Source organism: Mycobacterium neumannii, from assembly GCF_048452905.1.
Taxonomy (GTDB): domain Bacteria; phylum Actinomycetota; class Actinomycetes; order Mycobacteriales; family Mycobacteriaceae; genus Mycobacterium; species Mycobacterium neumannii_B.
The window spans coordinates 1,377,340-1,401,922 of sequence record NZ_JBCGVF010000003.1 but is presented as its reverse complement, the minus strand read 5'-3'; the positions used below and the strand labels follow the sequence as shown (position 1 = coordinate 1,401,922).

32 protein-coding genes are annotated in these 24,583 nt (G+C 68.0%); 23 read left to right on the top strand and 9 right to left on the bottom strand.

The annotated features are described in order from the left end of the window. The first annotated feature begins 4 nt into the window (after window positions 1-4). The 10 genes from hemB to AAHH99_RS13190 all read left to right on the top strand — a co-directional run bounded on the left by hemB (window position 5) and on the right by AAHH99_RS13190 (window position 6,482). On the top strand, window positions 5-985 hold the full coding sequence (gene hemB / locus AAHH99_RS13235; RefSeq protein WP_418769015.1) for a porphobilinogen synthase: 981 nt from the start codon (window positions 5-7) through the stop codon (window positions 983-985). Beyond that, window positions 982-1,434 (top strand): hypothetical protein, encoded by a 453-nt coding sequence (locus tag AAHH99_RS13230; RefSeq protein ID WP_418769014.1) that lies wholly within the window; start codon window positions 982-984, stop codon window positions 1,432-1,434. Before hemB ends, AAHH99_RS13230 begins: the two co-directional genes overlap by 4 nt. 20 nt (window positions 1,435-1,454) lie before the next feature. Continuing rightward, the gene (locus AAHH99_RS13225) at window positions 1,455-1,826 is read left to right on the top strand and encodes a hypothetical protein (RefSeq protein WP_418769013.1); all 372 of its coding nucleotides are present in this window, start codon (window positions 1,455-1,457) and stop codon (window positions 1,824-1,826) included. Beyond that, entirely contained in the window at window positions 1,823-2,305 is a 483-nt protein-coding gene (locus tag AAHH99_RS13220; RefSeq protein ID WP_418769012.1) for a DUF3093 domain-containing protein, read from the top strand. The genes AAHH99_RS13225 and AAHH99_RS13220 overlap by 4 nt, the downstream gene beginning before the upstream one ends. Next, window positions 2,302-2,559, top strand: coding sequence for a hypothetical protein (locus AAHH99_RS13215; protein WP_418769011.1), 258 nt, complete (start codon window positions 2,302-2,304; stop codon window positions 2,557-2,559). Before AAHH99_RS13220 ends, AAHH99_RS13215 begins: the two co-directional genes overlap by 4 nt. 116 nt (window positions 2,560-2,675) lie before the next feature. Next, complete coding sequence (locus tag AAHH99_RS13210) at window positions 2,676-3,533, top strand: oxygenase MpaB family protein (protein ID WP_418769010.1); 858 nt, start codon at window positions 2,676-2,678, stop codon at window positions 3,531-3,533. Further along, the gene (locus AAHH99_RS13205; RefSeq protein WP_418769009.1) at window positions 3,520-4,188 is read left to right on the top strand and encodes a TetR/AcrR family transcriptional regulator; all 669 of its coding nucleotides are present in this window, start codon (window positions 3,520-3,522) and stop codon (window positions 4,186-4,188) included. The genes AAHH99_RS13210 and AAHH99_RS13205 overlap by 14 nt, the downstream gene beginning before the upstream one ends. 44 nt (window positions 4,189-4,232) lie before the next feature. Beyond that, a complete protein-coding gene (locus tag AAHH99_RS13200) occupies window positions 4,233-4,556 on the top strand; it encodes a hypothetical protein (RefSeq protein ID WP_418769008.1) in 324 nt (107 codons plus the stop codon). Window positions 4,557-4,591: 35 nt separating this feature from the next. Further along, entirely contained in the window at window positions 4,592-5,074 is a 483-nt protein-coding gene (locus AAHH99_RS13195) for a pyridoxamine 5'-phosphate oxidase family protein (RefSeq protein WP_418769007.1), read from the top strand. Between the two features lie 49 nt (window positions 5,075-5,123). Then, entirely contained in the window at window positions 5,124-6,482 is a 1,359-nt protein-coding gene (locus tag AAHH99_RS13190) for a cytochrome P450 (RefSeq protein ID WP_418769006.1), read from the top strand. Here AAHH99_RS13190 and AAHH99_RS13185 read toward each other — a convergent pair. After that, window positions 6,479-6,859: a nitroreductase family deazaflavin-dependent oxidoreductase gene (locus AAHH99_RS13185; RefSeq protein ID WP_418769005.1), complete on the bottom strand. Its 381-nt coding sequence runs from the start codon at window positions 6,857-6,859 to the stop codon at window positions 6,479-6,481. The two genes, AAHH99_RS13190 and AAHH99_RS13185, sit on opposite strands and share 4 nt — an antisense overlap. A 22-nt stretch (window positions 6,860-6,881) precedes the next feature. Here AAHH99_RS13185 and AAHH99_RS13180 point away from each other — a divergent pair, with 22 nt between their 5' ends. From AAHH99_RS13180 to AAHH99_RS13145, 8 genes are all read left to right on the top strand, one after another. Further along, a complete protein-coding gene (locus tag AAHH99_RS13180; RefSeq protein WP_418769004.1) occupies window positions 6,882-7,262 on the top strand; it encodes a nitroreductase/quinone reductase family protein in 381 nt (126 codons plus the stop codon). Between the two features lie 51 nt (window positions 7,263-7,313). Beyond that, entirely contained in the window at window positions 7,314-8,630 is a 1,317-nt protein-coding gene (gene hemL / locus AAHH99_RS13175; RefSeq protein ID WP_418769003.1) for a glutamate-1-semialdehyde 2,1-aminomutase, read from the top strand. Next, the gene (locus AAHH99_RS13170; RefSeq protein ID WP_418769002.1) at window positions 8,627-9,262 is read left to right on the top strand and encodes a histidine phosphatase family protein; all 636 of its coding nucleotides are present in this window, start codon (window positions 8,627-8,629) and stop codon (window positions 9,260-9,262) included. The genes hemL and AAHH99_RS13170 overlap by 4 nt, the downstream gene beginning before the upstream one ends. Continuing rightward, window positions 9,259-9,909, top strand: a complete 651-nt coding sequence (locus AAHH99_RS13165) for a TlpA disulfide reductase family protein (protein ID WP_418769001.1) — start codon at window positions 9,259-9,261, stop codon at window positions 9,907-9,909. Before AAHH99_RS13170 ends, AAHH99_RS13165 begins: the two co-directional genes overlap by 4 nt. A gap of 2 nt (window positions 9,910-9,911) precedes the next feature. Beyond that, window positions 9,912-10,757, top strand: a complete 846-nt coding sequence (locus tag AAHH99_RS13160) for a cytochrome c biogenesis CcdA family protein (RefSeq protein ID WP_418769621.1) — start codon at window positions 9,912-9,914, stop codon at window positions 10,755-10,757. Further along, window positions 10,754-12,328 (top strand): cytochrome c biogenesis protein ResB, encoded by a 1,575-nt coding sequence (gene resB / locus AAHH99_RS13155; RefSeq protein ID WP_418769000.1) that lies wholly within the window; start codon window positions 10,754-10,756, stop codon window positions 12,326-12,328. The genes AAHH99_RS13160 and resB overlap by 4 nt, the downstream gene beginning before the upstream one ends. Next, window positions 12,325-13,344 (top strand): c-type cytochrome biogenesis protein CcsB, encoded by a 1,020-nt coding sequence (gene ccsB / locus AAHH99_RS13150; protein ID WP_418768999.1) that lies wholly within the window; start codon window positions 12,325-12,327, stop codon window positions 13,342-13,344. Before resB ends, ccsB begins: the two co-directional genes overlap by 4 nt. Window positions 13,345-13,409: 65 nt before the next feature. Then, window positions 13,410-14,552 carry a MinD/ParA family ATP-binding protein gene (locus AAHH99_RS13145; protein WP_418768998.1) on the top strand — a complete coding sequence of 381 codons (1,143 nt, stop codon included), beginning with the start codon at window positions 13,410-13,412 and terminating at the stop codon, window positions 14,550-14,552. Window positions 14,553-14,562: 10 nt separating this feature from the next. Here AAHH99_RS13145 and AAHH99_RS13140 read toward each other — a convergent pair whose 3' ends face one another. Further along, a complete protein-coding gene (locus AAHH99_RS13140; protein ID WP_418768997.1) occupies window positions 14,563-14,724 on the bottom strand; it encodes a hypothetical protein in 162 nt (53 codons plus the stop codon). Window positions 14,725-14,776: 52 nt separating this feature from the next. Between AAHH99_RS13140 and AAHH99_RS13135 the strand changes: the two genes are divergently transcribed. The 3 genes from AAHH99_RS13135 to AAHH99_RS13125 all read left to right on the top strand — a co-directional run bounded on the left by AAHH99_RS13135 (window position 14,777) and on the right by AAHH99_RS13125 (window position 16,562). Next, on the top strand, window positions 14,777-15,088 hold the full coding sequence (locus tag AAHH99_RS13135) for a DUF4229 domain-containing protein (RefSeq protein WP_064419905.1): 312 nt from the start codon (window positions 14,777-14,779) through the stop codon (window positions 15,086-15,088). Beyond that, on the top strand, window positions 15,085-16,134 hold the full coding sequence (locus AAHH99_RS13130; RefSeq protein WP_418768996.1) for an aminotransferase class V-fold PLP-dependent enzyme: 1,050 nt from the start codon (window positions 15,085-15,087) through the stop codon (window positions 16,132-16,134). The genes AAHH99_RS13135 and AAHH99_RS13130 overlap by 4 nt, the downstream gene beginning before the upstream one ends. Before the next feature lie 83 nt (window positions 16,135-16,217). Next, window positions 16,218-16,562: an ester cyclase gene (locus tag AAHH99_RS13125; RefSeq protein WP_418768995.1), complete on the top strand. Its 345-nt coding sequence runs from the start codon at window positions 16,218-16,220 to the stop codon at window positions 16,560-16,562. On the opposite strand, the gene AAHH99_RS13120 is transcribed toward AAHH99_RS13125, so the two are convergent. The 7 genes from AAHH99_RS13120 to AAHH99_RS13090 form a co-directional block, all read right to left on the bottom strand. Next, window positions 16,559-17,263 carry a hypothetical protein gene (locus AAHH99_RS13120; RefSeq protein ID WP_418768994.1) on the bottom strand — a complete coding sequence of 235 codons (705 nt, stop codon included), beginning with the start codon at window positions 17,261-17,263 and terminating at the stop codon, window positions 16,559-16,561. The genes AAHH99_RS13125 and AAHH99_RS13120 overlap by 4 nt on opposite strands. After that, complete coding sequence (locus AAHH99_RS13115; protein ID WP_418768993.1) at window positions 17,263-18,165, bottom strand: VWA domain-containing protein; 903 nt, start codon at window positions 18,163-18,165, stop codon at window positions 17,263-17,265. Before AAHH99_RS13115 ends, AAHH99_RS13120 begins: the two co-directional genes overlap by 1 nt. Further along, window positions 18,162-19,154, bottom strand: coding sequence for a hypothetical protein (locus tag AAHH99_RS13110; RefSeq protein ID WP_418768992.1), 993 nt, complete (start codon window positions 19,152-19,154; stop codon window positions 18,162-18,164). Before AAHH99_RS13110 ends, AAHH99_RS13115 begins: the two co-directional genes overlap by 4 nt. Next, a complete protein-coding gene (locus AAHH99_RS13105; protein ID WP_418768991.1) occupies window positions 19,145-19,618 on the bottom strand; it encodes a hypothetical protein in 474 nt (157 codons plus the stop codon). The genes AAHH99_RS13110 and AAHH99_RS13105 overlap by 10 nt, the downstream gene beginning before the upstream one ends. Next, entirely contained in the window at window positions 19,608-20,477 is an 870-nt protein-coding gene (locus tag AAHH99_RS13100; RefSeq protein WP_418768990.1) for a DUF58 domain-containing protein, read from the bottom strand. The genes AAHH99_RS13105 and AAHH99_RS13100 overlap by 11 nt, the downstream gene beginning before the upstream one ends. A 7-nt stretch (window positions 20,478-20,484) precedes the next feature. Then, the gene (locus tag AAHH99_RS13095; protein ID WP_418768989.1) at window positions 20,485-21,486 is read right to left on the bottom strand and encodes an AAA family ATPase; all 1,002 of its coding nucleotides are present in this window, start codon (window positions 21,484-21,486) and stop codon (window positions 20,485-20,487) included. 96 nt (window positions 21,487-21,582) lie between these two features. Further along, the gene (locus AAHH99_RS13090) at window positions 21,583-22,746 is read right to left on the bottom strand and encodes a sulfotransferase family protein (RefSeq protein ID WP_418769620.1); all 1,164 of its coding nucleotides are present in this window, start codon (window positions 22,744-22,746) and stop codon (window positions 21,583-21,585) included. 115 nt (window positions 22,747-22,861) lie between these two features. On the opposite strand from AAHH99_RS13090, the gene AAHH99_RS13085 reads away from it, so the two are divergent. Further along, a complete protein-coding gene (locus AAHH99_RS13085) occupies window positions 22,862-23,437 on the top strand; it encodes a TetR/AcrR family transcriptional regulator (RefSeq protein ID WP_418768988.1) in 576 nt (191 codons plus the stop codon). After that, entirely contained in the window at window positions 23,434-24,543 is a 1,110-nt protein-coding gene (locus tag AAHH99_RS13080; RefSeq protein ID WP_418768987.1) for a hypothetical protein, read from the top strand. The genes AAHH99_RS13085 and AAHH99_RS13080 overlap by 4 nt, the downstream gene beginning before the upstream one ends. The last annotated feature ends 40 nt before the right edge of the window (window positions 24,544-24,583 follow it).

Here is a 24,583-nt window from a genome sequence, read left to right as displayed (position 1 = left end):
TTGCATGGGCTTTCCTAGGCATCGCCCCCGCAGGCTGCGCACGACTCCGGCGCTGCGGCGACTCGTCGCCGAAACCACCTTGCAGTCGCGGCAACTCGTGCTGCCGATGTTCGTCGCCGACGGCATCGACGAGCCGCGACAGATCTCGTCGATGCCCGGTGTCGTCCAACACACCCGCGACTCGCTGCGCCGCGCCGCCGCCGACGCGGTGGCCGCCGGTGTGGGTGGCCTGATGCTGTTCGGCGTGCCGCGCGACGCGGACAAGGATCCCACCGGCTCCGTCGGCGTCGCCGAAGACGGCATCCTCAACGTCGCCCTGCGCGACCTGGCGAGTGACCTCGGTGACGACACCGTGCTGATGGCCGACACCTGCCTCGACGAGTTCACCGACCACGGCCACTGCGGAATCGTGGACGCGTCGGGCAGGGTTGATAATGACCTGACCAACAAGCGCTACGTGGAACTCGCTGTGGCGCAAGCAGATTCAGGGGCGCAAGTGGTCGGGCCGAGCGGAATGATGGACGGCCAGGTCGCCGCGATCCGCGACGGGCTGGACGCTGCCGGGCACACCGACACCGTCATCCTGGCGTACGCCGCGAAGTTCGCCTCGGGTTTCTACGGGCCGTTCCGGGAAGCGGTGGGATCGAGCCTGCGCGGCGATCGTCGCACGTACCAACAGAATCCGGGCAACGCCCGCGAAGCGTTGCACGAGGTGGAACTCGACATCGACGAAGGTGCCGACATCGTCATGGTCAAGCCCGCGATGGGCTACCTCGACGTGGTGCGCGCGGCCGCCGACCTGTCGCCGGTTCCCGTGGCCGCCTACCAGGTCTCCGGCGAGTACTCGATGATCAGCGCCGCAGCCGCCAACGGCTGGATCGACTTGCAGACGGTGGCTCTGGAGACGCTGACCAGCATCCGGCGGGCCGGGGCGGACATCGTCCTGACGTACTGGGCGGCCGACGTCGCCGGTTGGCTGGCGTGAATCCGGAGCCGCAGGGCCGACCGGATGAGACCGGCGAGCAGTCCGGGCCGGGTGGCCGTCCCGACGACGTTGACACCGGCTTCTGGCTCTGGGTGGTCGCGCTCGCCCTGATGGTCGTCGGCCAGGTCGTCGACCTGCTGGTCAGCGACCGCGCCGACGGCCTGCCCGCACCGGTGCTGGCCCTCTCGGCGGTGTTCATCGTGATCCTCGGTGCCGTGGCGCTGACGTTCCAATTCCTGATGCGCCAGGGCTACCGGTGGGCCCGCACCGTGCTGACCGGCGCAGGTGTCGCAGCGGTCGTGTACGCCGTGAGCAGCCTGTTCGGCGAAGAACGGCCGCCTGCGGCCGCGCTCGCCTACGCCGTCACCGCCATCCTCGGCTCGGTGCTGATCGTGGGCGGTGTGTACCTGCTTCACCGCAAAGACGCCAACGACTACTTCACGCGGTGACCCGATAGGCTGACCCGACCATGACCGCTCCTGCGCCGCGAGCCCGCGTCGTCACCGCCGCCTTCTGGTGCTGGGTCGTCGCCGCGGTGATGTTGATGCTGGGGGGGCTCATCGCCGCCTCGGTCAATCTGCCGCCGCTGTTTCGCGGCGCGGGGGTCCTCACCGCCGTCGCCGGCGCCGGAATGGCGTTCCTTGCGGGCCGGAGCCGCGCGGGCGATGTCCGGTTCCGCCGCGCCAGCGTCGCGTTGGCGCTGACCATCGTCGTATTCGTGGCCCTGCTCGCTATGCGCGGCGTCGTGCACATCGTGACGGTGCTCGCGGTACTGCCCCTGATCGCGGGCGCCGTCCTGATCACCCGGCCGAGCGCAAACGCGCAAGAGGAAGCGACGTGACCGACAAGCAGACCGCGCCGCAAGTGCTGTTCTACGAGCAGGGGGCCAGTTGGTGGTGGTTGGCCGCGGGCCCCGGTGCGGCGATCGCGATGGGATTGATCCAGGCGTCGGCCGGCTACGGGTTCCAGTGGGTGGTTCCCGGGATGTTCCTGGTCCTCGTCAGCGGCTTCCTCGCGATCCAGGTCAAGGCTGCCCGTATCCACACCTCGGTGGAGTTGACACCCGACACGCTGCGGCAGGGCACCGAGCGCATCAGTACCGACGAGATCGTCCGCATCTATCCCGAGGCCACCGGTTCGGAGGCGCCGAAATGGCAGTCGGCGCGGGCGCTGGGCGAGCTCACCGGTGTGCCGCGCGGTCGCACGGGTATCGGGCTGAAGATGACCAATGACCGCACCGCGCAGGCCTGGGCCCGCAAGCATCAGACGCTGCGACAGACGCTGACTCAGCTCATCGAAGAGCGCATTCCACCGGTATGACGGTCCGCGCAGCGCTCGAGCTGGTGCTGGCAGTCGCCGCCGCGGTGGGCGGCGTGCTGAGCTGGCTGGCGGCCAAGACGACGGTTGCGGTCCCGCCGGTGCTCGAAGGCGAACCGCGAACGACCTCGGTCGAGTACAGCGCGCCGATGGTGGGGCTTGCGCTGCTGCTGGCGACGGCCGCCGGTGTGTTCGTGGTGCTGGCCATCACCCATTGGCGCCGGTCCCGGCGCCCTGCTCCTATGCCCCGCGAGTGACCGCGTTTGCACGGTGACACGCCGAGCGATCCCGTGCAAAACAGGTCGCTCGCGGAAAGTGAGAGGCCGCTCACAGCCGCTTGGTACAAAGTGCAAAATTTGTAACACTGTCTCACATGACCGAATTGGTGGAGACAGACAGGCCCGTCGACAATGCGCTGCCGCTGGGCCCGCAGTCGCTGGTGTGGCGCTACTTCGGGGACAACCGGATGTACCTGATCGGGCCGCGCCCCGCGGTGCTGCAGAACATGCTCGCCGAACTCGGCCAGGGCGTGCTCGACCACTCGGTGTTCTTCGACGACACCGCCGCGCGGGTCAAGCGCTCGCTGCCGCCGATCTTCAACACGGTCTACGGCTCCGACGAGAACCACCCGGGCGCCCAGGTGCGCGACTACCACACCGACATCAAGGGCAAGATGCCCGACGGCGCCCGGTACCACGCCCTGGATCCGGAGACCTACTTCTGGGCGCACGCGACGTTCGTCGAACAGGTGCTGTACTTCGCCGACACCTTCGTCAAGCGGCTGAGCCGCGAGGAGAAGGAGCAGATCTATCTCGAGTCCAAGACGTGGTACCGCCGCTACGGCGTGAGCGACCGGCCGATGCCCGCCACCTACGACGAGTTCGAAAGGTACTGGGACCGCATGCTCGACGAGATCGTCGTCGCACACAAGACCGCGGTCTACGGCGTCGGCTACGTCACGAAGGGTTTCCCGCGCCCCCAGGGTGTCCCCGCGTGGGCGTGGAAGCTGATCGCGCCGGCGTTCAATCCGCTCGCGGCGTTCCTGACCACCGGCGGCCTGCCGCCCCGCGCGCGCGAGCTGCTGCAACTGCCGTGGACTGAACGCCAGGAGCGCCGCTACCAACGGTTCGCGGCGTTGTGGCGGTCGCGCCCGGTCAACTGGGTGTGGGATCGTCTGCCCATGACTTGGCGCTACAACAGCTACGCCCAAAAGGGTTATGCCCGGGCCTGACCCGGCCAAGGGGCCTGATTCGTCGCCCGCGACGGGGTCCGATTCGTCGCCCGCGACGGGGTCCGATTCGTCGCCCGCGACGGAAGCCATCCTGGACGCCGCCGTCATCGAGTTCGAGCGGCACGGCTTCCGGCGGGTCGCACTCGACGACGTCGCCCGCCGCGCAGGCGTCAGCCGGACCACGATCTACCGCCGGTTCGCCAACCGCGACGAGCTCGTGGCCGCGGTGATCGAACGCGAGAACATCGCGCTTTTCGCCGACATCGCCGAAGAGGTCAAACGCGCTGGGCCGCAATCGAACTACTACGTCGAGGCATTCACCCTGTCGATCCTGAAGTTCCGTCGCCACCGTGTGCTGTACCGGATACTGACCGACGATCCCGCTCTGCTTCTCGAACTGGCCCGCACGCACTACGACGCCGCGATCACCCGGATGGCCGCAGCGTTGCGGGTCATCTTCCCGGCCGGGTTCGCCGAGCGCATCGGCGAGGAGACCGTCGAGGAATTGGCCGACACGATCCTGCGCTACGCGGTGATGGTGTTGCTGCTGCCCAGCTCTCAGCCTCTCGAGTCAGCCGACGACGTTCGTGCTTTCGCTCGCAAACACTTCCTTCCCAGCCTGCCCACGGCTTTGCGAACCGTGTCCACCGGTTAGGGAAACTGCGTTTCGTATTTCGGCTCTTCGGGCAGTCATGGTCCATGACCAGCGAACAAGGCCAGGAGAACGAAGGGTTCATCGAGGAGCAGCGCAAGGCTGAACCGGAGACCGACGAACACCACCAGGTCACCAGCGAGCAGGAAACGCCGCCGCCCACCGAGAAACCCGAAGTGACCGACGATCATCGGGAAAAGGCCGAAGAAATGCACAAGGCCTACGAAGAAGAGAGGCCGACCACGAAGATGCCGGGCAGCGGTGGCGCCGTCGCGGGTACCGCGGTGAACGACTGGCTCGACGATGACGGAAACCCGAAGTTCAGCAAGGAATCTGCGGGCAGCGAAGCATCCGAGGGCAGCGGCACCTGACAGTCCGAGTGGTCGCGTGCCTACGCTGGGCAACCGTGACCCCTCTGGAACCGATTGCGCCGGCGTTCGTCGACATGGCCCACTCGATCGTGTGGGCCTCGGTGGCCAGTGTCGACGCGAACGGTCGGCCGCGCACCCGCATCCTGCATCCGTTCTGGGAGTGGGACGGGACCGATCTCCTCGGCTGGATCGCCACTGTGCCGTCTCCGGTGAAGAAGAACCACCTCGCGGTGCACCCGGAGGTCTCGGTGAGCTACTGGACCACCAACCACGACACATGCAGCGCGGAGTGTCTGGTCGAGTGGTACATCGACGACGAAACCAGGGCCGCGGTGTGGGACAAGTTCGCCACCGCCCCCGCACCGGTGGGCTATTACCCGCGGATCATCCCCGTGTGGCAGGACGGGCCGACCTCCGAGCAGTTTGCCGCGCTGCGGTTGACGCCGTACCGCATCCGGGTCATGCCCGGGGCGGTGATGACGAAAGGTGAAGGCGCGCCGCTCACCTGGTCGGCGTGAATATCGCGTACCGGTGCGGAGCCGCCGCGACCTGGGCGATGATCTGCACATGACCACCACGCTCGACGTCTCGGCGTTGCCGCTGGTGCCGAAGAACCCGCTGCCGATCTGGCGGTTGGTCAAACTCCTCCGCAGGCTCGACACCGGCCAGGACGTCATCCGCGACGCCGGCGGCCCGATCACGCGCATACAGGTCGCGCCGAAGTGGCTGTATCAACCGATCGTCGCCGTGATGTCGCCTGCCGGTATGCGCGACATACTCGGACGCCCCGATGGCTCGTCTGAGCGATGCATCTACCACGACGAAGTCCGCAACATGGCAGGCGACAGCCTGTTCGTATTGCCCAACGAGCTGTGGCGGCCGCGTAAGCGGGCGCTGCAGCCGGTGTTCACCAAGCAGAATGTCCGCAATTTCGGCGGCTACATGTCCGCGGCCGCCCAGGCCTTCGTCGACCGCTGGCGCGATGGCGGCGAGCTCGACCTCGACGTCGAGTGCCGCCGCGTCGCGATGCAGTCGCTGGGACATTCCGTCCTGGGTGTCGACCTCAACGAGCGCGCCGACACGATCGGCCGCTGCATGCATGTCGCGTCCTCCTACACCGCCGACCGCGCACTGCGGCCGGTGCGGGCGCCGCGCTGGCTTCCCACGCCCGCTCGTCGCCGGGCGCGCCGCGCGGTCGCCGAGATGAGGGAGATCACCGACCAGATGGTGCGCGCATGTCGTGACGACCCGACGCGTGACGCCCCGCTCGTGCGGGCGCTGATGGCGGCCAGGGATCCCGAAACCGGGTTGCCGCTCTCGGACGACGACATCTCCAACGACCTGCTGATCTTCATGCTTGCCGGGCATGACACCACCTCGACCGCGCTCACCTTCTCGCTGTGGGCGCTGGGGCGTCATCCCGACATCCAGGACCGCGTGGCCGCGGAGGCCGCCGCCATCGGCGAGCGGGAGCTGACCCCCGACGACGTGCCCCGACTGACGTACACCGTGCAGGTGCTGCACGAGGCGATCCGGCTGTGCCCACCGGCGGCCGGTGTGGCCCGGCTGGCCACCCGCGACATCGCGGTCGACGGCTATCGCATCGAGGCGGGCACCCTCGTGGCGCTCGGTCTCTACGGACTGCATCACGATCCCGCGCTCTGGCCCGACCCGATGGTCTTCGACCCCGAGCGGTTCAGCCCCGAGAACACCGCGAAGCGCGAGCGCTGGCAGTTCCTGCCGTTCCTCGCCGGCGGGCGCCCGTGCATCGGCGAACACTTCGCACGGCTGGAGACGACGCTGGCGCTGGCCACGATCGTGCGGGCCGCCCGGATCGAATCGCTGAACAGCACGTTCGAGTGCGACGTGCCGTTCACCACCATCGCCAAGGGGCCGATCCTGGCCCGCCTGCGACCGCGCGATTAGACCCGCGTCAGCAGAACGGCCTGGTCGAACGGCAGCAACCCGAACAGGGGCCGCATCCACCCGGTGACCGACGGCGCCGCCTCGGCTTTCGTCACCACCCGGGGGTCACGGACGCCGAACGTCCGGCCATACCTTCTCATCCGCCCACCGCCCGCTGCGGTGATGTTCTTCAGCCAGTCGCGGTCCGGGCCATAGGTGAGCAGAACGGCCACCCCGTCATGGGTCGGGAACACCGTCAGCGGAGTTCGGTACGGCCTACCCGATTTCCGCCCGGTGTGCTCGAGGATGCCCATCGACGGAGCCCACCCCGCCCACAACCGCTGAATCGGATTGGTGACGCGGCGGTTGAACCGCGCGAGCCATTGCGGGAGCTGCATACCAGTATCAAACTGAGGTGGCATGGCATATCTCAAGCCCCCGTGGTTCACCGCGAAAATCTTCAACCCGATCGCCATGACGGTCGGAATGGGCGAACAGCTGACCGTGACCACCCGCCGCAGCAGACGGCCTCAACGAATCCCGGTGATCCCGGTCGACGTCGGGGGTTCCTGCTATCTGGTGTCGACGCGGGGCGAGTCCGAGTGGGTCAAGAATCTGAGGGTCGACCCAAATCTCGCGCTGGGCACCACGGAGTACGTCGCCTCCGAGATTGCCCCGCAGGACCGCCAGCCGGTCATCACCGCGTATCGGCAGAAGGCAGGCCGGTCGGTCGAGGGGTACTTCCGGAAGTTGCCGCGCGAGGCCGACCATCCGGTCTTCGTGCTGACGCCGAAGGGTTGACCACTACACCCTGTAGTTGACGGTTTGCACCAGGCTGGGACACTGGTGGCCATGCGTGCTGACCAGATCACCACCGAGGTGTCGGCGCGGTTGTTCGCCGAGGCGTCGGCCGTGATCCCGGGCGGGGTGAACTCACCCGTGCGGGCGTTCGCCTCGGTCGGCGGCACCCCTCGGTTCATCACCTCGGGCAATGGTTACTGGCTGACCGACGCCGACGGCAACCGCTACGTCGACCTGGTCTGCTCGTGGGGACCGATGATCCTCGGCCACGCGCATCCGGACGTGGTCGCCGCGGTGCAACGCGTGGTGACCGACGGCCTGTCCTTCGGCGCGCCCACCCCCTCGGAGTCGGAGCTGGCCGCCGAGATCATCGGCCGGGTCGCGCCGGTCGAGCGGCTGCGGCTGGTGAACTCCGGCACTGAGTCCACGATGAGTGCGATCCGGCTGGCGCGCGGCTACACCGGACGGGCCAAGATCGTGAAGTTCTCCGGCTGCTACCACGGCCACAGCGACGCGCTGCTCGCCGACGCGGGTTCCGGTGTTGCCACGCTCGGCCTGCCGTCCTCGCCGGGCGTGACGGGCGCCGCCGCCGCCGACACGGTCGTGCTGCCCTACAACAACGTGGCCGCCGTCGAGGAGGTCTTCGCCCGGTTCGGCGACGAGATCGCCTGCGTGATCACCGAAGCCAGTCCGGGCAACATGGGCACGGTGGCCCCGCAGGAAGGTTTCAATGCCGCGTTGCGCCGCATCACGGCCGATCACGGTGCCCTGTTGATCGTCGACGAGGTGATGACCGGCTTCCGGGTCAGCCGATCCGGTTGGTACGGAATCGATCCCGTCGATGCGGATCTGTTCACCTTCGGCAAGGTGATGAGTGGTGGGCTGCCCGCGGCGGCGTTCGGCGGCCGCGCCGAGGTGATGGAGCGGCTGGCCCCGCTGGGGCCGGTGTATCAGGCCGGCACGTTGTCCGGGAACCCCGTCGCGATGGCGGCCGGTCTGGCGACACTGCGCGCGGCCGACGACTCCGTGTACGCCACACTCGACGCCAACGCCCACCGCCTCACGGTGCTGCTCGAGCAGGCGTTGACCGAAGCCGGTGTGGCGCATACGGTCTCGCGGGCCGGAAACATGTTCAGCGTGTTCTTCACCGACCAGCCGGTCACCGACTTCGCCTCGGCGCGGGCGTCGGAGACGTGGCGGTTTCCGGCCTTCTTCCATGCGCTGCTGGACGCCGGTGTGTATCCGCCGCCGAGTGCCTTCGAGACGTGGTTCGTGTCGACGGCTTTGGACGATGAGGCATTCGAACGGATCGCCGCCGCGCTGCCCGGCGCGGCGCGCGCCGCCGCCGAGGCGGTCAAACCGGCATGACCGACAAGCCGTCCGAGGCCGCCGAGGCCGTGAAGACAGTGGTGCACGTCATGCGCCACGGGGAAGTGCACAACCCCGACAAGATCCTCTACGGTCGACTTCCCGACTACCACCTCTCCGAGAGGGGGCGAGCGCAGGCAAAGGCCGTGGCGGACTGGCTCGCGATGCGCGACATCGTGTACGTGGTCGCCTCACCGCTGGAGCGGGCGCAGGAGACCGCGGCCCCGATCGCGGCGGGTCTGGGGCTGTCCGTCGACACCGATGACGAGCTCATCGAATCGTTGAACATCTTTCAGGGGCAACGGGTATCACCGGGCGACGGTGCGCTGCGCGACCCGCGCAACTGGTGGCACCTGCGCAATCCGCGCATCCCGTCATGGGGGGAGCCGTACCACGAGATCGCCGAGCGGATGACCGCCGCGGTGCATCGGGCCAGGGCCAAGGCGGCCGGCCACGAGGCGGTGTGCGTCAGCCATCAACTGCCCGTTGAGACGTTGCGCCGGTCGATGGTCGGTCAACCGCTGCACCACTTCCCGACCCGGCGGCTGTGCAACCTGGCGTCGGTGACATCGTTCTACTTCCACGGGGACACCTACGTCGGCTGGGGTTACGCGGAGTTGGCCGGGCAGTGAGTCGGTGGGTGGTGCTCGGCCGTCGGCTCTTCGCGCAGGCGGTCATCGCAGCTTGCGCGGGATGTGTCGCGCTGGTCGGCTGCTCCACCGGTGACGACGCCGTCGCGCAGGGCGGCACCTTCGAATTCGTCGCCCCCGGCGGCCAGACCGACATCTTCTACGATCCCCCGCAGGATCGTGGCCGCCCGGGCCCGCTCCGCGGTCCCGATCTGATGGACCCCGACAAGACCATCTCCCTGGACGATTTCGCGGGCAAGGTGGTGGTGCTCAACGTGTGGGGCCAGTGGTGTGGTCCGTGCCGAACCGAGATCACCGAGCTGCAAAAGGTTTACGACGCCACCAAGGACCTCGGCGTGCAATTCCTCGGCATCGACGTCCGGGACAACAACCGAATTGCGGCGCGCGACTTCATCATCGACCGCGGAATCACCTTCCCGTCGATCTACGATCCGCCGATGCGGACCATGATCGCGTTCGGGGGACGCTATCCGACGACGGTGATCCCCTCGACGGTGGTCCTGGACCGCGAGCACCGCGTCGCCGCGGTGTTCCTGCGTGAACTGCTGGCCGAGGACCTCCAGCCGGTGGTGGAACGGCTTGCGCGCGAAAAGGATGGGGCCGCCGAGCCCGAGAAGGCCGGCACGTGAGTATCGATCAGGTGGACCAGCTGATCGCCGGCGGTCCGGTTCTGCTGGCACTCCTGGTCAGCGTGCTCGCCGGGCTGGTCTCCTTCGCGTCGCCGTGCGTGGTGCCGCTGGTTCCCGGTTACCTGTCGTACCTGGCCGCCGTCGTCGGCGTAGAGGACGAAGCTGCCCCCGGGCACTCCCCGGTATTGGTTCGTCGGGACCGACGTTCTGGCGGAAATACGGGGGAAGAACCCGCCAAAACGTCGGTTTCGGCGAGAATCACCCGGCTCCGGGTCGCCGGCGCAGCCGCACTGTTCGTCGCCGGGTTCACGGTGGTGTTCGTGCTCGGCACCGTCGCCGTGCTCGGGATGACGACATCGCTGATCACCAACCAGCTTCTCCTGCAACGTATCGGCGGTGTGGTCACCATCGTGATGGGGCTGGCCTTCGTCGGGTTCATCCCCGCATTACAGCGGGAGGCCCGATTCGCGCCGCGGCAGATCTCCACGCTGGCTGGCGCCCCGTTGCTCGGCGCGGTCTTCGCCCTGGGCTGGACACCGTGCCTCGGCCCCACCCTGACCGGCGTGATCGCGGTCGCCTCGGCCACCGACGGCGCCAACGTCGCCCGCGGTGTTGCGCTCGTCATCGCCTACTGCCTCGGCCTGGGAATCCCGTTCGTGCTGTTGGCGTTCGGCTCGGCGCGCGCAGTGCAGGGTCTGGCGTGGTTGCGCAGGAACACCCGCACGATCCAGATCTTCGGCGGTGTGCTGCTGATCCTGGTCGGCGTCGCGCTGGTGACGGGGCTGTGGGGCGACTTCGTGTCCTGGGTGCGGGACGCCTTCGTCAGTAATGTGACGCTGCCGATATGACGAAAGTGTTTGCGCTGATACGTAACACCTGGCGGACCCTGACGTCGATGGGCACCGCGCTGGTGTTGCTGTTCCTGTTGGCCCTCGCGGCGATCCCGGGCGCCCTGCTGCCGCAGCGCAGCCTCAACGAGTCCAAGGTCGACCAGTACATCGCCGAGCACCCGACCATCGGGCCGTGGCTCGACCGGCTGCAGGCGTTCGACGTGTTCTCCAGCTTCTGGTTCACCGCAATCTATGTGCTGCTGTTCATATCGCTGGTGGGCTGCCTCACCCCACGTCTGATCGAACACTTCCGCAGCATGCGGGCCAACCCCGTCCCCGCCCCGCGCAACCTGGGTCGGCTGCCCAAACACCACACCGCCGAGGTGTCCGGCGAGGCGGATGGCTTGGCGGCCACGGTGAACGAGCGGTTGCGTGGATGGCGCAAGGCCACCCGCGAAGACGACGGAACCGTCGAAATCTCGGCAGAGAAGGGCTATCTGCGCGAGTTCGGCAACATCGTGTTCCACTTCTCGCTGCTCGGCCTTCTCGTGGCGGTGGCGGCGGGCAAACTGTTCGGCTACGAGGGCAACGTCATCGTCATCGCCGACGGCGGCCCGGGATTCTGCTCGGCCTCGCCGGCGGCGTTCGACTCGTTCCGTGCCGGAAACACCGTGGACGGCACCTCGTTGTATCCGATCTGCCTACGGGTCAACGACTTCCAAGCAGACTATCTGCCGACGGGGCAGGCCACGTCGTTCGCCGCCGACATCGAGTACCAGGCGGGCACCGATCTGGAGTCGGGCACCTGGCGGCCCTACCACCTGAAGGTCAACCACCCGCTGCGGGTCGGCGGTGACCGAGTCTATTTGCAGGGCCACGGCTACGCCCCCACCTTCACCGTGACCTACCCCGACGGGCAGACGCGCACGCAGACATTGCAGTGGCGACCCGACGATCAGGTCACCTTCCTGTCGTCGGGCGCCATGCGGTTCGACCCGCCCGCCGGCACCTATCCGGATGCCGACGAACGTCGCAAGAACCAGCTCGCGATCCAGGGCCTGTTCGCCCCGACCGAACAGCTGCACGGCACGCTGCTGTCCTCGAGCTTCCCGGCGCTCAACGACCCCGCAGTCGCGATCGACATCTACCGCGGCGACACCGGCCTGGACAGCGGACGCCCGCAGTCGCTGTTCACGCTCGACCCGCGCTTGATCGAGCAGGGCCGGCTCACCAAGAAGGCGCGGGTCAACCTCAGCGCAGGCGAATCGACGCAGCTCGACGACGGCACCGTGGTGCGGTTCGACGGCGCCGTGCCGTTCATCAACGTCCAGGTCTCCCACGATCCGGCACAGGTGTGGGTGCTGGTGTTCGCGATGACCATGATGGCGGGGCTGTTGGTGTCGCTGGTGGTGCGCCGGCGCAGGATCTGGATTCGGATCAGCCGCGCCGGGCCGGGTACCGTAACCGTCGAGCTGGGCGGGCTGGCGCGCACCGACAACTCCGGGTGGGGTGAGGAGTTCGAGCGGTTGACGCAGCGCCTCCTTCCCGACCCCAGGCCGGCGCACGCCGCAGGAGAGAAGGTCACATGAACCCCGAGCAGATCGACGTCGGTTTAGCCCGCTACTCGGACTGGGCGTTCACCTCATCGGTGCTGGTCCTGGTTGGTGCGCTGCTACTGCTCGCGATCGAGTTGGCCTACAGCCGCAGCCGCAAGGCCGACGCCAGGGAGCTCGTGGGAGCGGCGGCGACATCGGGGCGGGGAGCCGCGGCAGCCGGCGGCGTGGGCGCCGACAGCGCCGCACCCGGCGTCGTCACCGAGACCCGGCGCCGCCCGCTTGACGAACGGATCGGCGGCGCGGGTCTCGCACTGACCTACCTCGGCATCGGCCTGCTGCTTGCCTGCATCGTGCTGCGCGGTGCGGCCACCTCGCGGGTGCCGTGGGGCAACATGTACGAGTTCATCAACCTGACCTGCTTCTGCGGGCTGGTCGCCGCGGCGGTGGTGCTACGTCGCCGCCAGTACCGGACGCTGTGGGTGTTCGTGCTCCTTCCGGTGCTGATCCTGCTGACCGTCTCGGGCCGCTGGCTGTACACCAACGCCGCGCCGGTGATGCCCGCCCTGCAGTCGTACTGGCTGCCCATTCACGTGTCGGTGGTCAGCCTCGGGTCTGGGGTGTTCCTGGTCGCCGGCGTCGCCAGCATCCTTTTCCTGCTGAAGATGTCGCGGTTCGCCGACCCCGAGCGCCGCTCGGCCGACGGCATTCTCGCCCGCGCCCTGGACAGGCTCCCCGACGCGCAGACCTTGGACCGGATCGCCTACCGCACCACGATCTTCGCGTTCCCGGTGTTCGGGTTCGGCGTCATCTTCGGGGCGATCTGGGCCGAAGAGGCATGGGGCCGTTATTGGGGCTGGGACCCCAAGGAGACCGTGTCATTCATCGCGTGGGTCATCTACGCCGCGTACCTGCACGCTCGCTCCACAGCTGGGTGGCGCGACAAGAAGGCCGCGTGGATCAACGTCGCCGGCTTCATCGCGATGGTGTTCAACCTCTTCTTCATCAACCTGGTCACCGTCGGACTGCACTCCTACGCCGGCGTCGGCTGAGTCGCAGCGTCGTGCTTGGCTAAGATCGGCGACGAAATCTTGCTAAGCCTTGGGGGGCCGTCAGCGTGTCTGAACAACCGGTGCATCACGCCCACGATGGTGTCGGCAAGGACGCGGCCTCACCCGCGATAGTGCCCGAAAACGCCTATGCGCCAGGGGGATTCCGCGCACAGAGCCGCTTCAGCGATCCCGCGGCCGATCCGCCGCCCGAATGGACCGCAACCACGCCGCCGCACGGCATTCCGGTCGTCTCCCCACCGAACATCGCCGATGGCGACCCGGCGCCGTATCTCGACCTCTCGACTGTCGCGCTGCTCGGACAACCCAAACGCGCGCCTTGCGAGGGCTGGCGCAAGTGGCTGTACTACGGGTCTTTTCGATTGATCAACCTCGGTGACGGGCCGAAGGCTCGACGCCGACAGGCCCTCACCGCCGAGATCCAGCGCCCGTTGCGCGGGTGCCACCGCATCGCGGTGCTGTCCCTGAAGGGCGGGGTCGGCAAGACAACGATCACCGCGACGTTGGGCGCGACCCTGGCGTCGCTTCGCGGTGACCGCGTCATCGCCGTCGACGCGAACCCCGACCGCGGCACGCTGAGCCAGAAGGTGCCGCTCGAGAGCCCGGCCACGGTGCGCCATCTCCTGCGCGACGCGAAAGGCATCAAGGCCTACAGCGACGTCCGCGCCTACACCTCCCAGGGCCCGAGCCGGCTGGAGGTGCTCGCCTCCGAAAGCGACCCCGCGGTGTCGGAGGCGTTCAGCTCCGACGACTACAGCCGCACTCTCGAGGTGCTCGAGCGCTTCTACAGCCTGGTGCTCACCGACTGCGGCACGGGGCTGATGCAGTCGGCCATGGCGGCGGTGCTGGCCAAGGCCGACACCTTGGTGGTGATCAGTTCCGGTTCGGTCGACGGGGCCCGCAGCGCGTCGGCGACGCTGGACTGGCTGGACGCCCACGGACATCAGGACATGGTGCGCAACTCGGTCGCGGTGATCAACGCGGTGCGCCCACGGTCAGGCAAGGTCGACATGAACAAGGTCGTCGACCACTTCAGCCGGCGGTGCCGGGCGGTGGTGGAGGTGCCCTTCGATCCGCACCTCGAGGAGGGTGCCGAGATCAGCCTCGACCGGCTCAAACCGGAAACGAGGGGAGCGTTGCTCGAGCTGGCCGCCGAAGTCGCGGCCGGATTCCCCGGCGCGCGACGTTAGAACTGCGCGGTCACGGTCTCGGGTTGTCCTCCTGGCCGAGCCGACGCAGGAATTCAGGATCGTCGTCCGGCCCGATCACCCGGGTGCGCGGACGGCTCGAAGACCCTCGGGTCAGCCGCCAGCCGACATACGCCAGCGTGCACACCACGAGAATCAGGAGCAGATACGCCACGAGAACAAAACCTCCTTGGTTCGAATATACGCGCCATCGGTAGGCTCGGTTCGTGTCTGACGGTCGCCAGGGAACTCGCCTCGTGGTGGACGTGCTGGCCTATGTGCTGGCACGGCTTCTGCTCGTCGCGGCGGTCGCGGCAGCGATTCTGGGCGCCGGACATCTGCTCGGACTGCGCGAATTCCCGCTCATCGTCGCGTTGCTTTTCGCCTTGGTGATCGCACTGCCGCTAGGCATCTGGCTCTTCGCCCCCCTTCGTCGCCGCGCCACCGAGAGCATCGCGGCCTTCGATGAACGCAGGCGTCGCGACCGGGAGCAACTCCAAGCCCGGCTGCGGGGCGAAGACCCACCGTCCCGAGGATGACCGCTTCCGCGGTGCGTGAGGCGTTCGGGGCCGAATTCGACGGCGCGGCAGGATATCTCAACAACCCGACGTATGGTCTGCCGCCGCGCTTCGTCGTCGACGCGCTGCACGACTGCATCGCGCAGTGGCAGCACGGCACGATGGACGTCCCGTCCTTCGACGGTCAGGTGCGCGCCGGACGCGCCGGCTACGCCGCGCTGGCGGGCGTACCCGTGGAGTCGGTCGCCATGGGCAGCACCGTCTCGGGAGCGTTGGGGCTGGTAGCGGCCGCGATCCCCGAAGGCAGCCGCGTGGTCGTGCTGCCCGGGGAATTCACCAGCACGACGTTTCCGTTCGCCGCGCAGGCCGGTCGCGGGGTCACGGTCACCGAGTTACCCGCCGACCAACTCGTGGCCGACGCCGCGGACTTCGACGTGGTGGCCGTGAGCCTGGTGCAGTCGGCCACCGGGGCGCTGCTCGACGCCGAGGCGCTGCGCCGAACCGTCGCGGGCACCGACACCGTCACCGTCGTCGACATCACCCAGGCGGTGGGCTGGAAGGCCCTCGACCTCGGCTGGGCCGACGTGACCGTCGCCGCGGCCTACAAATGGCTACTCGCCCCGCGGGGCGTCACCTGGATGTCGCTCAGCGAGCGCGTGCGCCGCATGATGACGCCGCACGCCGCGAACTGGTACGCCGCCGAGCAGCCGTGGCAGGCGATCTACGGGCTGCCGATTCAGCTCGCCGACGACGCGCGACGTTTCGACATCTCCCCGACCTGGTTCAGCGCACTGGGCGCAGGGTTGACTCTGCCCTGGCTCGCCACGCTCGACCGGGTCGCCGTCGAGCGCCACAGCGTCGGTCTGGCCGCAAGGCTGCGGCTAGCGCTGCAACTGCCTCCGCAGGAGTCGGCGATCGTGTCGCTGCCCATCAACGGCGCGGCGGAAAGGCTCGTGAGCGCAGGCATCCGCGCATCGGTGCGGCCCGGGGCCGTCCGCGTCGGATTCCACCTCTACAACGACGACAACGACCTCGATCGACTGCTCGACACGCTGGGGCTGATGTGACATATCCCCGATTGCCCCCATTTGCGCCTGTCGTACTCGTCGGTAGATTGCGTTTCCCGCCCCGGGCCGGGTAAGACACCAACATGATTTCGCCTAGAGAGCTATACACACGATGGATAGACGAATTGTGGGCGGGAGATCCCGTTGCGGCTGAGCTGGTCACCGAAGGATTCGTAGGACATTGGCCCGGCCGGGAGGTTCGAGGGCCAGCGGACCTGCAGGCGGTCGTCGGGGAAACCCATCAGATGCTCAGCGACCTGAAGTTCGTGATCGAAGTCGAGCCGTTCGTCGACGGCGACATGCTGGCGGCCAGGTGGATCGGCACGGGCGCGGCCCAGGACGGACCGAAGCGGTTCACCGGTAACGACATCCTGCGCATCGAAAACGGCCGCTTCGCCGAGTACTGGACCGGAACCAGTACCGGCTAGCCCGCAGCGTCCTGCAGCACCTGCTGCAGCTTGTCGAGCGGATCCCCGGAGCCGGGATCCAGCCGCAACGCGTCCCGGGGCGTGTCGGCGTCGGGTGCCACCGGGGCGGGGACTGGCGCCGCCGGTGGTGGGGGTGGTGCCAGCGGCGGCGGAGGCGGAGGCGCAGCGGTCAGACCGGCCAGCTTGGCCTGCAGCCGCGGTGCCGCGTCGTTGCGTACGGCGCGCCGCTCGGGATCGGGATCGGTGTTGCCCTCGAAACAGCCGTCGGGCGCGTTCTCGACGAGATCCAGCGCGCTGAGGTACCGGTCGCGCGCCGCATCGGGCCGGTTCTCCCACGCGTCGATGTCACCCTGGCGCTCGCGCACGAGTTCCAGGTTGACCAGTACGGGACAAGACCGATCCGGTGCAGTGCGGCTCAACGCTTCCGAGAAGTGATCGTCGGCGTCGGCGAGGCGGTCGTCGAGGACCGCGAGAGTCCCCGCCGCGAACGGTGCCTTCGCGGGTTCGACGATGTTGAGCAGGCCCATCACCGCGACGTCGCCGCGCAGTGCATCGGCGTCGCGGTCGGCGAAGTGCGACACCGCGGACTCGCCCGCCACCACAGCGGAGACGAGCTTGAGCGCGATCGCCAGCGCCACGATCACGACGGGCGCCGAGAACAGCAGCAACCGGCGGCGCAGCCGCAACCGTGAGGGACGCATCAGACCACCTCGTCTCGCCGAGCCGCGCGACTGGTGCGGAACTCGCGCAGCGTGAGGTAGATCTCGAACAGCAACAGGACTGCGGCCACCATGGTGAAGAACCAGTACAAGTCGGTTCGATCGGAGGCGGTGGCGTCGGCCCGCGCCGACGAGACACCGTCGACATCGGGCGCATCCTCGGTGACCGCCTGCGCCGTGTCCCGGGCCACGAACGGCACGCCGAGTTGATCGGCGATCGCCCGCAGACGCGACTCGTCGCGGGTCGCCCCGTAACCGAACACCGCACCGCCGTCCACCGACCCGGGCACCGGATCGAACTCGCCCTGCGGAGCCTGCGACCCGGGCGCCCCGGACCCGAAGTAGAACACCAGGTTCGCTGCGTCCGGGCTGCGTTGGCCCGCCGCGATCAACTGGTAACGCAGGACGTTCGCGGCCGCGGCCGCGTTCACCTCGGCCCCGGCGGTGTCGGGGGCCACCGCTGAGACCACCGGCTTGAGGCTCCAGTTGTCTTCGGACAGCGGCCATTCCACCGAGGAGCGCGCAGCGAACGTGATGAGTGCGAACCGTGCTTGCGGGTAGTGGTCGATGAGCGCGGCGACGTCGTCGCGGATCTCGGCGATCGCCGATTCGGCGGAGGTGTCGACGATCAGGAACACGTTGGCCGTCGTGTCGCCGTCCGAGCCGGTCGTGACCGATTGCTCGGCGTCACCGCCGATGGCCGGTCTGGCCGCGGCGATCAGCATCAGCACCACCGCGAGCGTCAGCGCCGACCACCGCCACACGGTGGTTAATCGCTGGCTGGCGCTGCGCGCCAGCTGGCGCATGGTGATGAGCCGCAGCACGATCGCGGCGACAGCGACCGCGATCAGCAATGCCGGCGGTACGACGGGGGAGAACGTCATCGTCGAAGCACCGCCAGCGACAGGCACAGCAGCGCCGACACCGCGACCGCGATCGCCAACGGGACGGTCGGGGTGTCACCGCGAAATCCTGCGAGGGTGGCGGCCCGGTCGGCCTCGGGCGGATGCGCCCGGATCCCGTCCAGCTGGCCCGCCAGGTCGGGTCCGATCGGCGCGTATCGCCCGCTCGTGGCCGATACGACGGACCGCACCGGACCCGGTGACGACACCAGCGCGTTGACCTGGATTCCGCGCTCCTGCACCAACTCGGCGACCTGCTGGTCGGTGTAGAGCGACGGGCGGGTCTCGTCGGGGGCGCGCAGTTCGCCGGGCCCCAGGTAGATGATCGAACGGCGGCGCTCACCAGGGGGCTCGTCGGAGGGGAAGCCCGCGGCGCACAGCGCGAGGACGTCGGCGACGCTCGTCGCGTAGTCCACGTATGTCACGGGTGCGGCGAACGACGCCAGGCTATTGCGCTGAGCAGGCGTCAGCGCCGAATCATCGGGTAGGCCGGCGAGACCGGCTGCCTCCCCGAGTCTTTCGACCGCGAACTGATAATCGCGGGTCAGCGGGATCACCCGGCGGTTGACCGAGGTCAAACCGATCCGCTGCGTGCCGAACGCTCCGGTGCGCTCCGCGAAATAGGACAGGAACGCGCCGGTGCTGGGATCGTCGGCCGGTTCGGCGACGCACAACATCACGTCCTCTGGTATTTCGGAAGTCTGCAGCGACCACCACAACCCGCTGGGTCGGGCGCTGGCCAGCACGGCTGCGCCGAACAACAAGACAAGCAGCACGATCGTGACGACCATCGACACCGTTCGCGCCCGCGCCACCCGCGCGTATTCCGGTAGACGGGTCAGGCGGAGGGTGTTCGCCAACGGCCGCAACTGTCGCTGTAACTGCTTGGTCGGTACGACGACCGCGAGCGCGACAGCGCCTGCCAGACAGGCGAATCCGATGACGGCGATCGGCCACCAGGTCAGGGCCACGAGCGGATCAGCTCCTCGGTCGTCGCGCCGACCTCGTCGACCCGAACCGGTGAGGCCGTGTTGAACTGCGCGTCGTCGAGTGCGGCGAGCGTCGGCGCGGCGGGCGCCAGCTCACCGGATGCGATGTCGTCAAGCTGCAGGTACTGGGCCCGTGTTCCGGTCGCCTGGTGCAGGAAACTGCGCAGAGTGCGGCTCATCGCGGCGCCCGCCTCGACATCGGTGAGCTCGCCATCGCGGTGCCTGGCCGCAATGCGTTGCACACTGCGCGCGAAGCGACGGCGCAGCAGCCGGGCATGCAGGGAACGCACCACGGGAAGACGCCGGAGCTGCTGCGCCGGCAGCGTCCATACGAACACACCGATGTACCAGACGATTACCAGTAACACGATCAGCAACCCGAGCCACAACCACCCAGACCAGTACGGCATCGGTCCACCGACGAACCGCAACAAGTCATCCGGCACGGGCGAACACCTCGGTCAGGGCGACGAGCCGGGTACGGATCTCACCGCTGCCGCCGATCCTGGTATGCGGTACGGCCCGAGCGGTCATGAACTCGTCGAGTCGCTGCGCCCGCGCCTGCTCGGCCTTGCGGTACGCCGCGACCACCCGCGGGCCCAGGGTTGCGGTGTCGAGGACGAACCGGCCGGTCGACACGTCGAATCCGGCCCGGTCGTCCTTGGCGCCGACGGCGGGCATGTCGGAAATCGTCGCCCACAGCACGTCGTTGCGGGCGGTCAGCCGGGTGACGGAGTCGGTCAGCCGGTCATCGACCTCCGGCTCGTCGGACACCACTACGACCAGCATCGGGTGGCGGTAATGCGTTGCCACATAATCGAGTTGGCAGACGATATCACTGCGACCAGTCCCGAGCGAGGCGTGACCGTAGTACCTGTGCAGCAGGCTTTCGATGTGGGTCTCGCCGCGGCGCTGCCGGATGTTGACACAACCGCGGGTGTCACCGAACACCATGCCGATCTGGTCGGACCGCCCGAGCGTGATGAGCCCGAATGCGCCCAGGATATTCACGGCCACATCGCGTTTCAACTCCCCGCTCGGGGTGAGAGCCGCCATGTTGCGACCGGCGTCCGCGACGAGCAGCAGCTTGTGATGCTTCTCGGAGACGAATCGCTTGATCAGCACATGACCCGACCGCGCCGAGGCCTTCCAGTCGATATCGCGGACGTCGTCGCCGGGCACGTAGGGCCGCAGATCGTCGAATTCCAGGCTGCGGGTGTGCAGCAACGCGTAGCGGCCGCCTTCGAGCATGCCGCGGGTGTCGGTGCCGAAGTGCGTCCTCGCCGTGGTGAGGTGTCTGCCCATACCGGCCCTACGGCACTCGAACCGCTTGCAGGACAGCGTCGATGATCAGCTCAGGGGTGACGTTCGCGCTGGCGGCCTCGAAACCGAGGATGAGTCGGTGCCGCAACACCCGGTGGGCGAGCTTGGCGATGTCACCGGGGATGACATGCCCGCGGCCGGACAGCAGGGCCAGCGCCCTGGCGGCATTGCAGAAGGCGATGGTGGCGCGAGGGCTGGCGCCGTACTCGATCAACCGGGCCAGTTGACGCGGCAAATACTGCTCGGGTTCACGGGTGACGGTGACCAGTTGGCTGGCGTAGTGCATCAGCGCCCGGTCCATGTGGACGTCGCGCACGACCGCGCGCAGCCGGCGAATGTCGTCGAGCCCGGCGACCGGCCTGCTGCGGTGCTCTTTGTCGTAGAGCCCCGCGTCCATCCGGGACATCATCTCCACCTCTTGCTCGGAGGTGGGGTAGTGCACGACGTCCTTGAGCATGAACCGGTCGGTCTGGGCTTCCGACAGCGGATAGGTGCCCTCCTGGTCGACGGGGTTCTGCGTCGCGATCACGAGGAACGGCTCGGGAATCGCATACTCGGTGCCCGCGATCGTGGTCTGACGCTCCTCCATCGCCTCGAGCATGGCGCTCTGTGTCTTGGCGCTGGACCGGTTGATCTCGTCGAGCAGCACAATGTTGGTGTGCACCGGCCCGAGCTGGGTGACGAACGAGTTGGTCGCGGACTCGTAAATCTGGGTGCCGATGATGTCGCTGGGCAGCAGGTCGGGCGTGCACTGGATGCGTCGGAACCCGCCGTCGATGGCTTCGGCGATCACGCGTGCAGCGGTCGTCTTGGCCAGTCCCGGAACGCTCTCGATGAGGATGTGACCGCCCGCGAGCAGGCCGATCAGCAACGACTCGCGCAGGTTCTCCTGGCCGACGACCTTGGCCGAGAAGGCATCGGAGACGGCGGCGACGACGCGCCGCGCCTCCGCGAGATCGCGCTGATCGAGTTGAGTTCGTGCTGCGGTCATGGATGCCTCTCGTCTCCGGCTGCCGGATGCGGATACCCGGGCCAGGGTATTCACACACCGCTGATCGGACGAACGGCCGCGACGACCGCGCGAGGGTTAGGTCAAAAAGCGTTCGACGTACGGGGCGAAGCGGGCCTGCAACTCGTTCGGGTCTAGTCCGAACATCTGCGGCGACGTCGCCACCCGCCCGAGCCTGCCCCGCTGGTGCCCCGCGAGGTACTCGGCCATGGCGGCGCGAGCATCCTCGGTCATCGCCTCGTCTGCGAGTGCGTAAATCGCTGCGGCGGTGTCCATTTCGTCGGCCATGAAGTCGTCGAACCTGACGTCGATCGATCGCTCGGCCCCAATGACGTCGCGATCGCGGATCAACGCGGCCAGCATGAGCTCGAGACGGTCGATCCAGCATGCGGCGATGTCCTCGACCGGAACCGGTGCGCAGTGCATGCGCGCGGAGTAGGTCAGCATCGCGAGCATCGACAGCACCACGGGGACCGGATCGCGGTGGGTCGTGATCACCACCACACCGGGAAAGACCCGGTCGAGCACGGGCAGCTGCTCGAGGTGCTGCGGGGATTTGAGCAGCCACCGTCTGCCCCCGCGCAGGAACTGCAGCGCCTTCAACTGCAGCGCCAGGTGCTCGTAGTGGGGCGTCTGGTCGTGTGAGAGGTAGTAGTCGCGCCACCGCGGCACATGCGCCAACGTCTCGAACAGCATCGAGCTGAAGTCGTTGGCCAGCAGCTGGATCTCCTCGTGCACGTGGTCGGTCGTCATCTCGTGCATGAGCGCGAAGTGCGGCATCACCGCATTCATGAACTCCACCGCGGCATCCATCCGGGTGCGCCGCGGATCCGGATCGACGCCGGCTTCTGAGGGCAGCGGGAACGGTTCGTTGCTCTCCCAGTACGGAAGGGTGCGGAAGGTCGGACCCGCGGCCAGGAGGTTGTGCAGGTGGGTGGTGCCGGTGCGTGGCAGCCCGGCGATGACGACCGGCGGCGCCAGTTCGATGTCGTAGATCTCGGGATGCCTGGCCAGTAGGTCGGTGAGCAGCAGTCGGTTCTTCAGCAACTGGACCAGCTGGGCGTGGAAGTTCACCACTCCGGCGTCGCTCAGTCCTGGAATCTCCTGCAGCGCAGCCAGATACACGTCGAGGCGGTCGCGGTAATCGTCGGGGCCGAAGTCGTCGAGCCCGGTCTCCGCACTGGCCTTGGCGTGCAGGGCGTCGGCGTCGAGCGGACACTCGGGCGCCATCGCCGCCATCATGTCGCGGATCGGCTGGATCTCCGCGGGGAAGCGCGGCTCGGCTAGGTCGTCGAGGACGACGGGCGGGGCTGGTGAGACGTCGGTCACAGCGAGTTATGTTACTGTCAGTTTCGTAATGACGACGGAAATTGGCCGACCCCGCGACAAGCGCATCGACGACGCGGTGCTCAGCGCGACGGTCGACCTGCTCGGATCCACCGGTTACGGAGACCTCACCGTCGACGCGATCGCCCGTCGCGCGGGCACGAGCAAACCCGCCATCTACCGCCGCTGGCCGGGCAAGGCGCATCTCGTGCACGAGGTGGTGTTTCCGCTCGGCACGGCGACCGAGCTCCCCGACACCGGATCGCTGGCCGGCGACATCCGCGAGATGCTCAGCCGAACAGTCGGCGTGCTGACCACCCCCGCCGCGCGTGCCGCACTGCCCGGCCTGGTTGCGGAGATGGCGGCCGATCCCGCGCTGCACGCCGCGCTGCTGGAGCGCTTCTCGCATGTGCTCTCGCGCGGGCTGACCGAACGGCTCGACGCAGCTTCGGCCCGCGGCGAGGCACGGCCGGAGGTGTCGGCCGCCGACGTCGTCGAGGCCATGGCAGGCATGACGTTTCTGTGCCTGATCACCCGCGGGGATCGACTCGACGACGCATGGGTGGACCGAACCGCCACTTTCATCACGAGAGGAATCAGCGCATGACGCACGAATCGCCAAAAGCGTGGCGAGAACTGCTCGACACCCTCGGCGGCCTCGACCGCAGCTTCCTCGAAGGGGACCGCGCTGTCTCCGACGACCGTCACATTGCCGACGGCTACCGCATGCTGGCCACCACGCTCGGCGTCGCTTTCGACACGTATCTCTTCGCCGAGCCGAGCCGACCCGTGTGGGTCGAGCTCAACACCCCGTTCCGGCGCGACCGGCGCTGGGGCGGGGACAACACCGACGCCTTCTACTTCATGTGCCCGGTCGACCCGAAGCGCCGCTACCGCATCAGCGGTAACAGGGGCGACAGCGTCTACTTCTCGGTGACCGCCTACAACGAGCCGTCCCCCGGCGCGTGGTCGGATCGGATCGTCGCGCTGGTCCGCGACGACGACCTCGAGTCCTTAGGCGCCTTGGATGCCGACGGCAACTTCTCCTTCGAGTACGGCCCGACCGACGGCGGTGTGGTGCTGGTGACCCGCGACTACCAGGCCGACCCGCTGACCGGCCGCCCGGTGTCGTGGCATATCGAGGCGCTCGACGAGCCCGACCCGATCCGGCACGGCGACGAGGAGACCGCCGCGGCGCTGCGCGCCAGCGCGGCGTGGCTGCGCACGATGTTCGCGATCGTGCCGCTTGCGGTCGGCGTGCGGGTCGATGACAGCCACACGCTGGGTCACGAAATCTCGCAGGTGGCAAACCAATTCGCCGATCCCTACCAGGTGCCGGATGCGAACTTCGGCTGGTCGGCGCGCGACGCATGCTATGCCTACGGCAGCTTCGTGCTAGAAGACGACGAGGCCCTCGTCGTCACGCACAGGCCTCCGGCATGCCGGTTCTGGAACCTCGTCGTGTGGAACCAGTTCATGGCGGGTGTGACCGACGCCAAGACGTCGATCAACGGCTTCAGCGCGGTACCCAACTCCGACGGTTCGATCACCGCCGTCATCTCCCGCGGTACCACCGCGCACCCGAATTCGATTACCACCGTGGACTATCCGCGCGGCAACCTGGCGTTTCGGTGGTTCCTCGCCGACGCGGTACCCGCAAAACCGGAAGTGACCCTGGTGAAGGTGGCCGACGCCCCGACGACGGTCACCTAGTCATCTTCAGCGCGAGCGTGCGTGTTGGCACACGACACGC

Coding starts and splice junctions, on each gene's coding strand:
- hemB (WP_418769015.1), top strand. CDS start 5: ATGGGCTTTCCTAGGCATCGCCCCCGCAGGCTGCGCACGACTCCGGCG.
- AAHH99_RS13225 (WP_418769013.1), top strand. CDS start 1,455: ATGACCGCTCCTGCGCCGCGAGCCCGCGTCGTCACCGCCGCCTTCTGG.
- AAHH99_RS13215 (WP_418769011.1), top strand. CDS start 2,302: ATGACGGTCCGCGCAGCGCTCGAGCTGGTGCTGGCAGTCGCCGCCGCG.
- AAHH99_RS13210 (WP_418769010.1), top strand. CDS start 2,676: ATGACCGAATTGGTGGAGACAGACAGGCCCGTCGACAATGCGCTGCCG.
- AAHH99_RS13205 (WP_418769009.1), top strand. CDS start 3,520: ATGCCCGGGCCTGACCCGGCCAAGGGGCCTGATTCGTCGCCCGCGACG.
- AAHH99_RS13200 (WP_418769008.1), top strand. CDS start 4,233: ATGACCAGCGAACAAGGCCAGGAGAACGAAGGGTTCATCGAGGAGCAG.
- AAHH99_RS13190 (WP_418769006.1), top strand. CDS start 5,124: ATGACCACCACGCTCGACGTCTCGGCGTTGCCGCTGGTGCCGAAGAAC.
- AAHH99_RS13185 (WP_418769005.1), bottom strand. CDS start 6,859: ATGCAGCTCCCGCAATGGCTCGCGCGGTTCAACCGCCGCGTCACCAAT.
- AAHH99_RS13180 (WP_418769004.1), top strand. CDS start 6,882: ATGGCATATCTCAAGCCCCCGTGGTTCACCGCGAAAATCTTCAACCCG.
- hemL (WP_418769003.1), top strand. CDS start 7,314: ATGCGTGCTGACCAGATCACCACCGAGGTGTCGGCGCGGTTGTTCGCC.
- AAHH99_RS13170 (WP_418769002.1), top strand. CDS start 8,627: ATGACCGACAAGCCGTCCGAGGCCGCCGAGGCCGTGAAGACAGTGGTG.
- resB (WP_418769000.1), top strand. CDS start 10,754: ATGACGAAAGTGTTTGCGCTGATACGTAACACCTGGCGGACCCTGACG.
- ccsB (WP_418768999.1), top strand. CDS start 12,325: ATGAACCCCGAGCAGATCGACGTCGGTTTAGCCCGCTACTCGGACTGG.
- AAHH99_RS13130 (WP_418768996.1), top strand. CDS start 15,085: ATGACCGCTTCCGCGGTGCGTGAGGCGTTCGGGGCCGAATTCGACGGC.
- AAHH99_RS13125 (WP_418768995.1), top strand. CDS start 16,218: ATGATTTCGCCTAGAGAGCTATACACACGATGGATAGACGAATTGTGG.
- AAHH99_RS13120 (WP_418768994.1), bottom strand. CDS start 17,263: ATGCGTCCCTCACGGTTGCGGCTGCGCCGCCGGTTGCTGCTGTTCTCG.
- AAHH99_RS13115 (WP_418768993.1), bottom strand. CDS start 18,165: ATGACGTTCTCCCCCGTCGTACCGCCGGCATTGCTGATCGCGGTCGCT.
- AAHH99_RS13100 (WP_418768990.1), bottom strand. CDS start 20,477: ATGGGCAGACACCTCACCACGGCGAGGACGCACTTCGGCACCGACACC.
- AAHH99_RS13095 (WP_418768989.1), bottom strand. CDS start 21,486: ATGACCGCAGCACGAACTCAACTCGATCAGCGCGATCTCGCGGAGGCG.
- AAHH99_RS13090 (WP_418769620.1), bottom strand. CDS start 22,746: ATGATGGCGGCGATGGCGCCCGAGTGTCCGCTCGACGCCGACGCCCTG.
- AAHH99_RS13085 (WP_418768988.1), top strand. CDS start 22,862: ATGACGACGGAAATTGGCCGACCCCGCGACAAGCGCATCGACGACGCG.
- AAHH99_RS13080 (WP_418768987.1), top strand. CDS start 23,434: ATGACGCACGAATCGCCAAAAGCGTGGCGAGAACTGCTCGACACCCTC.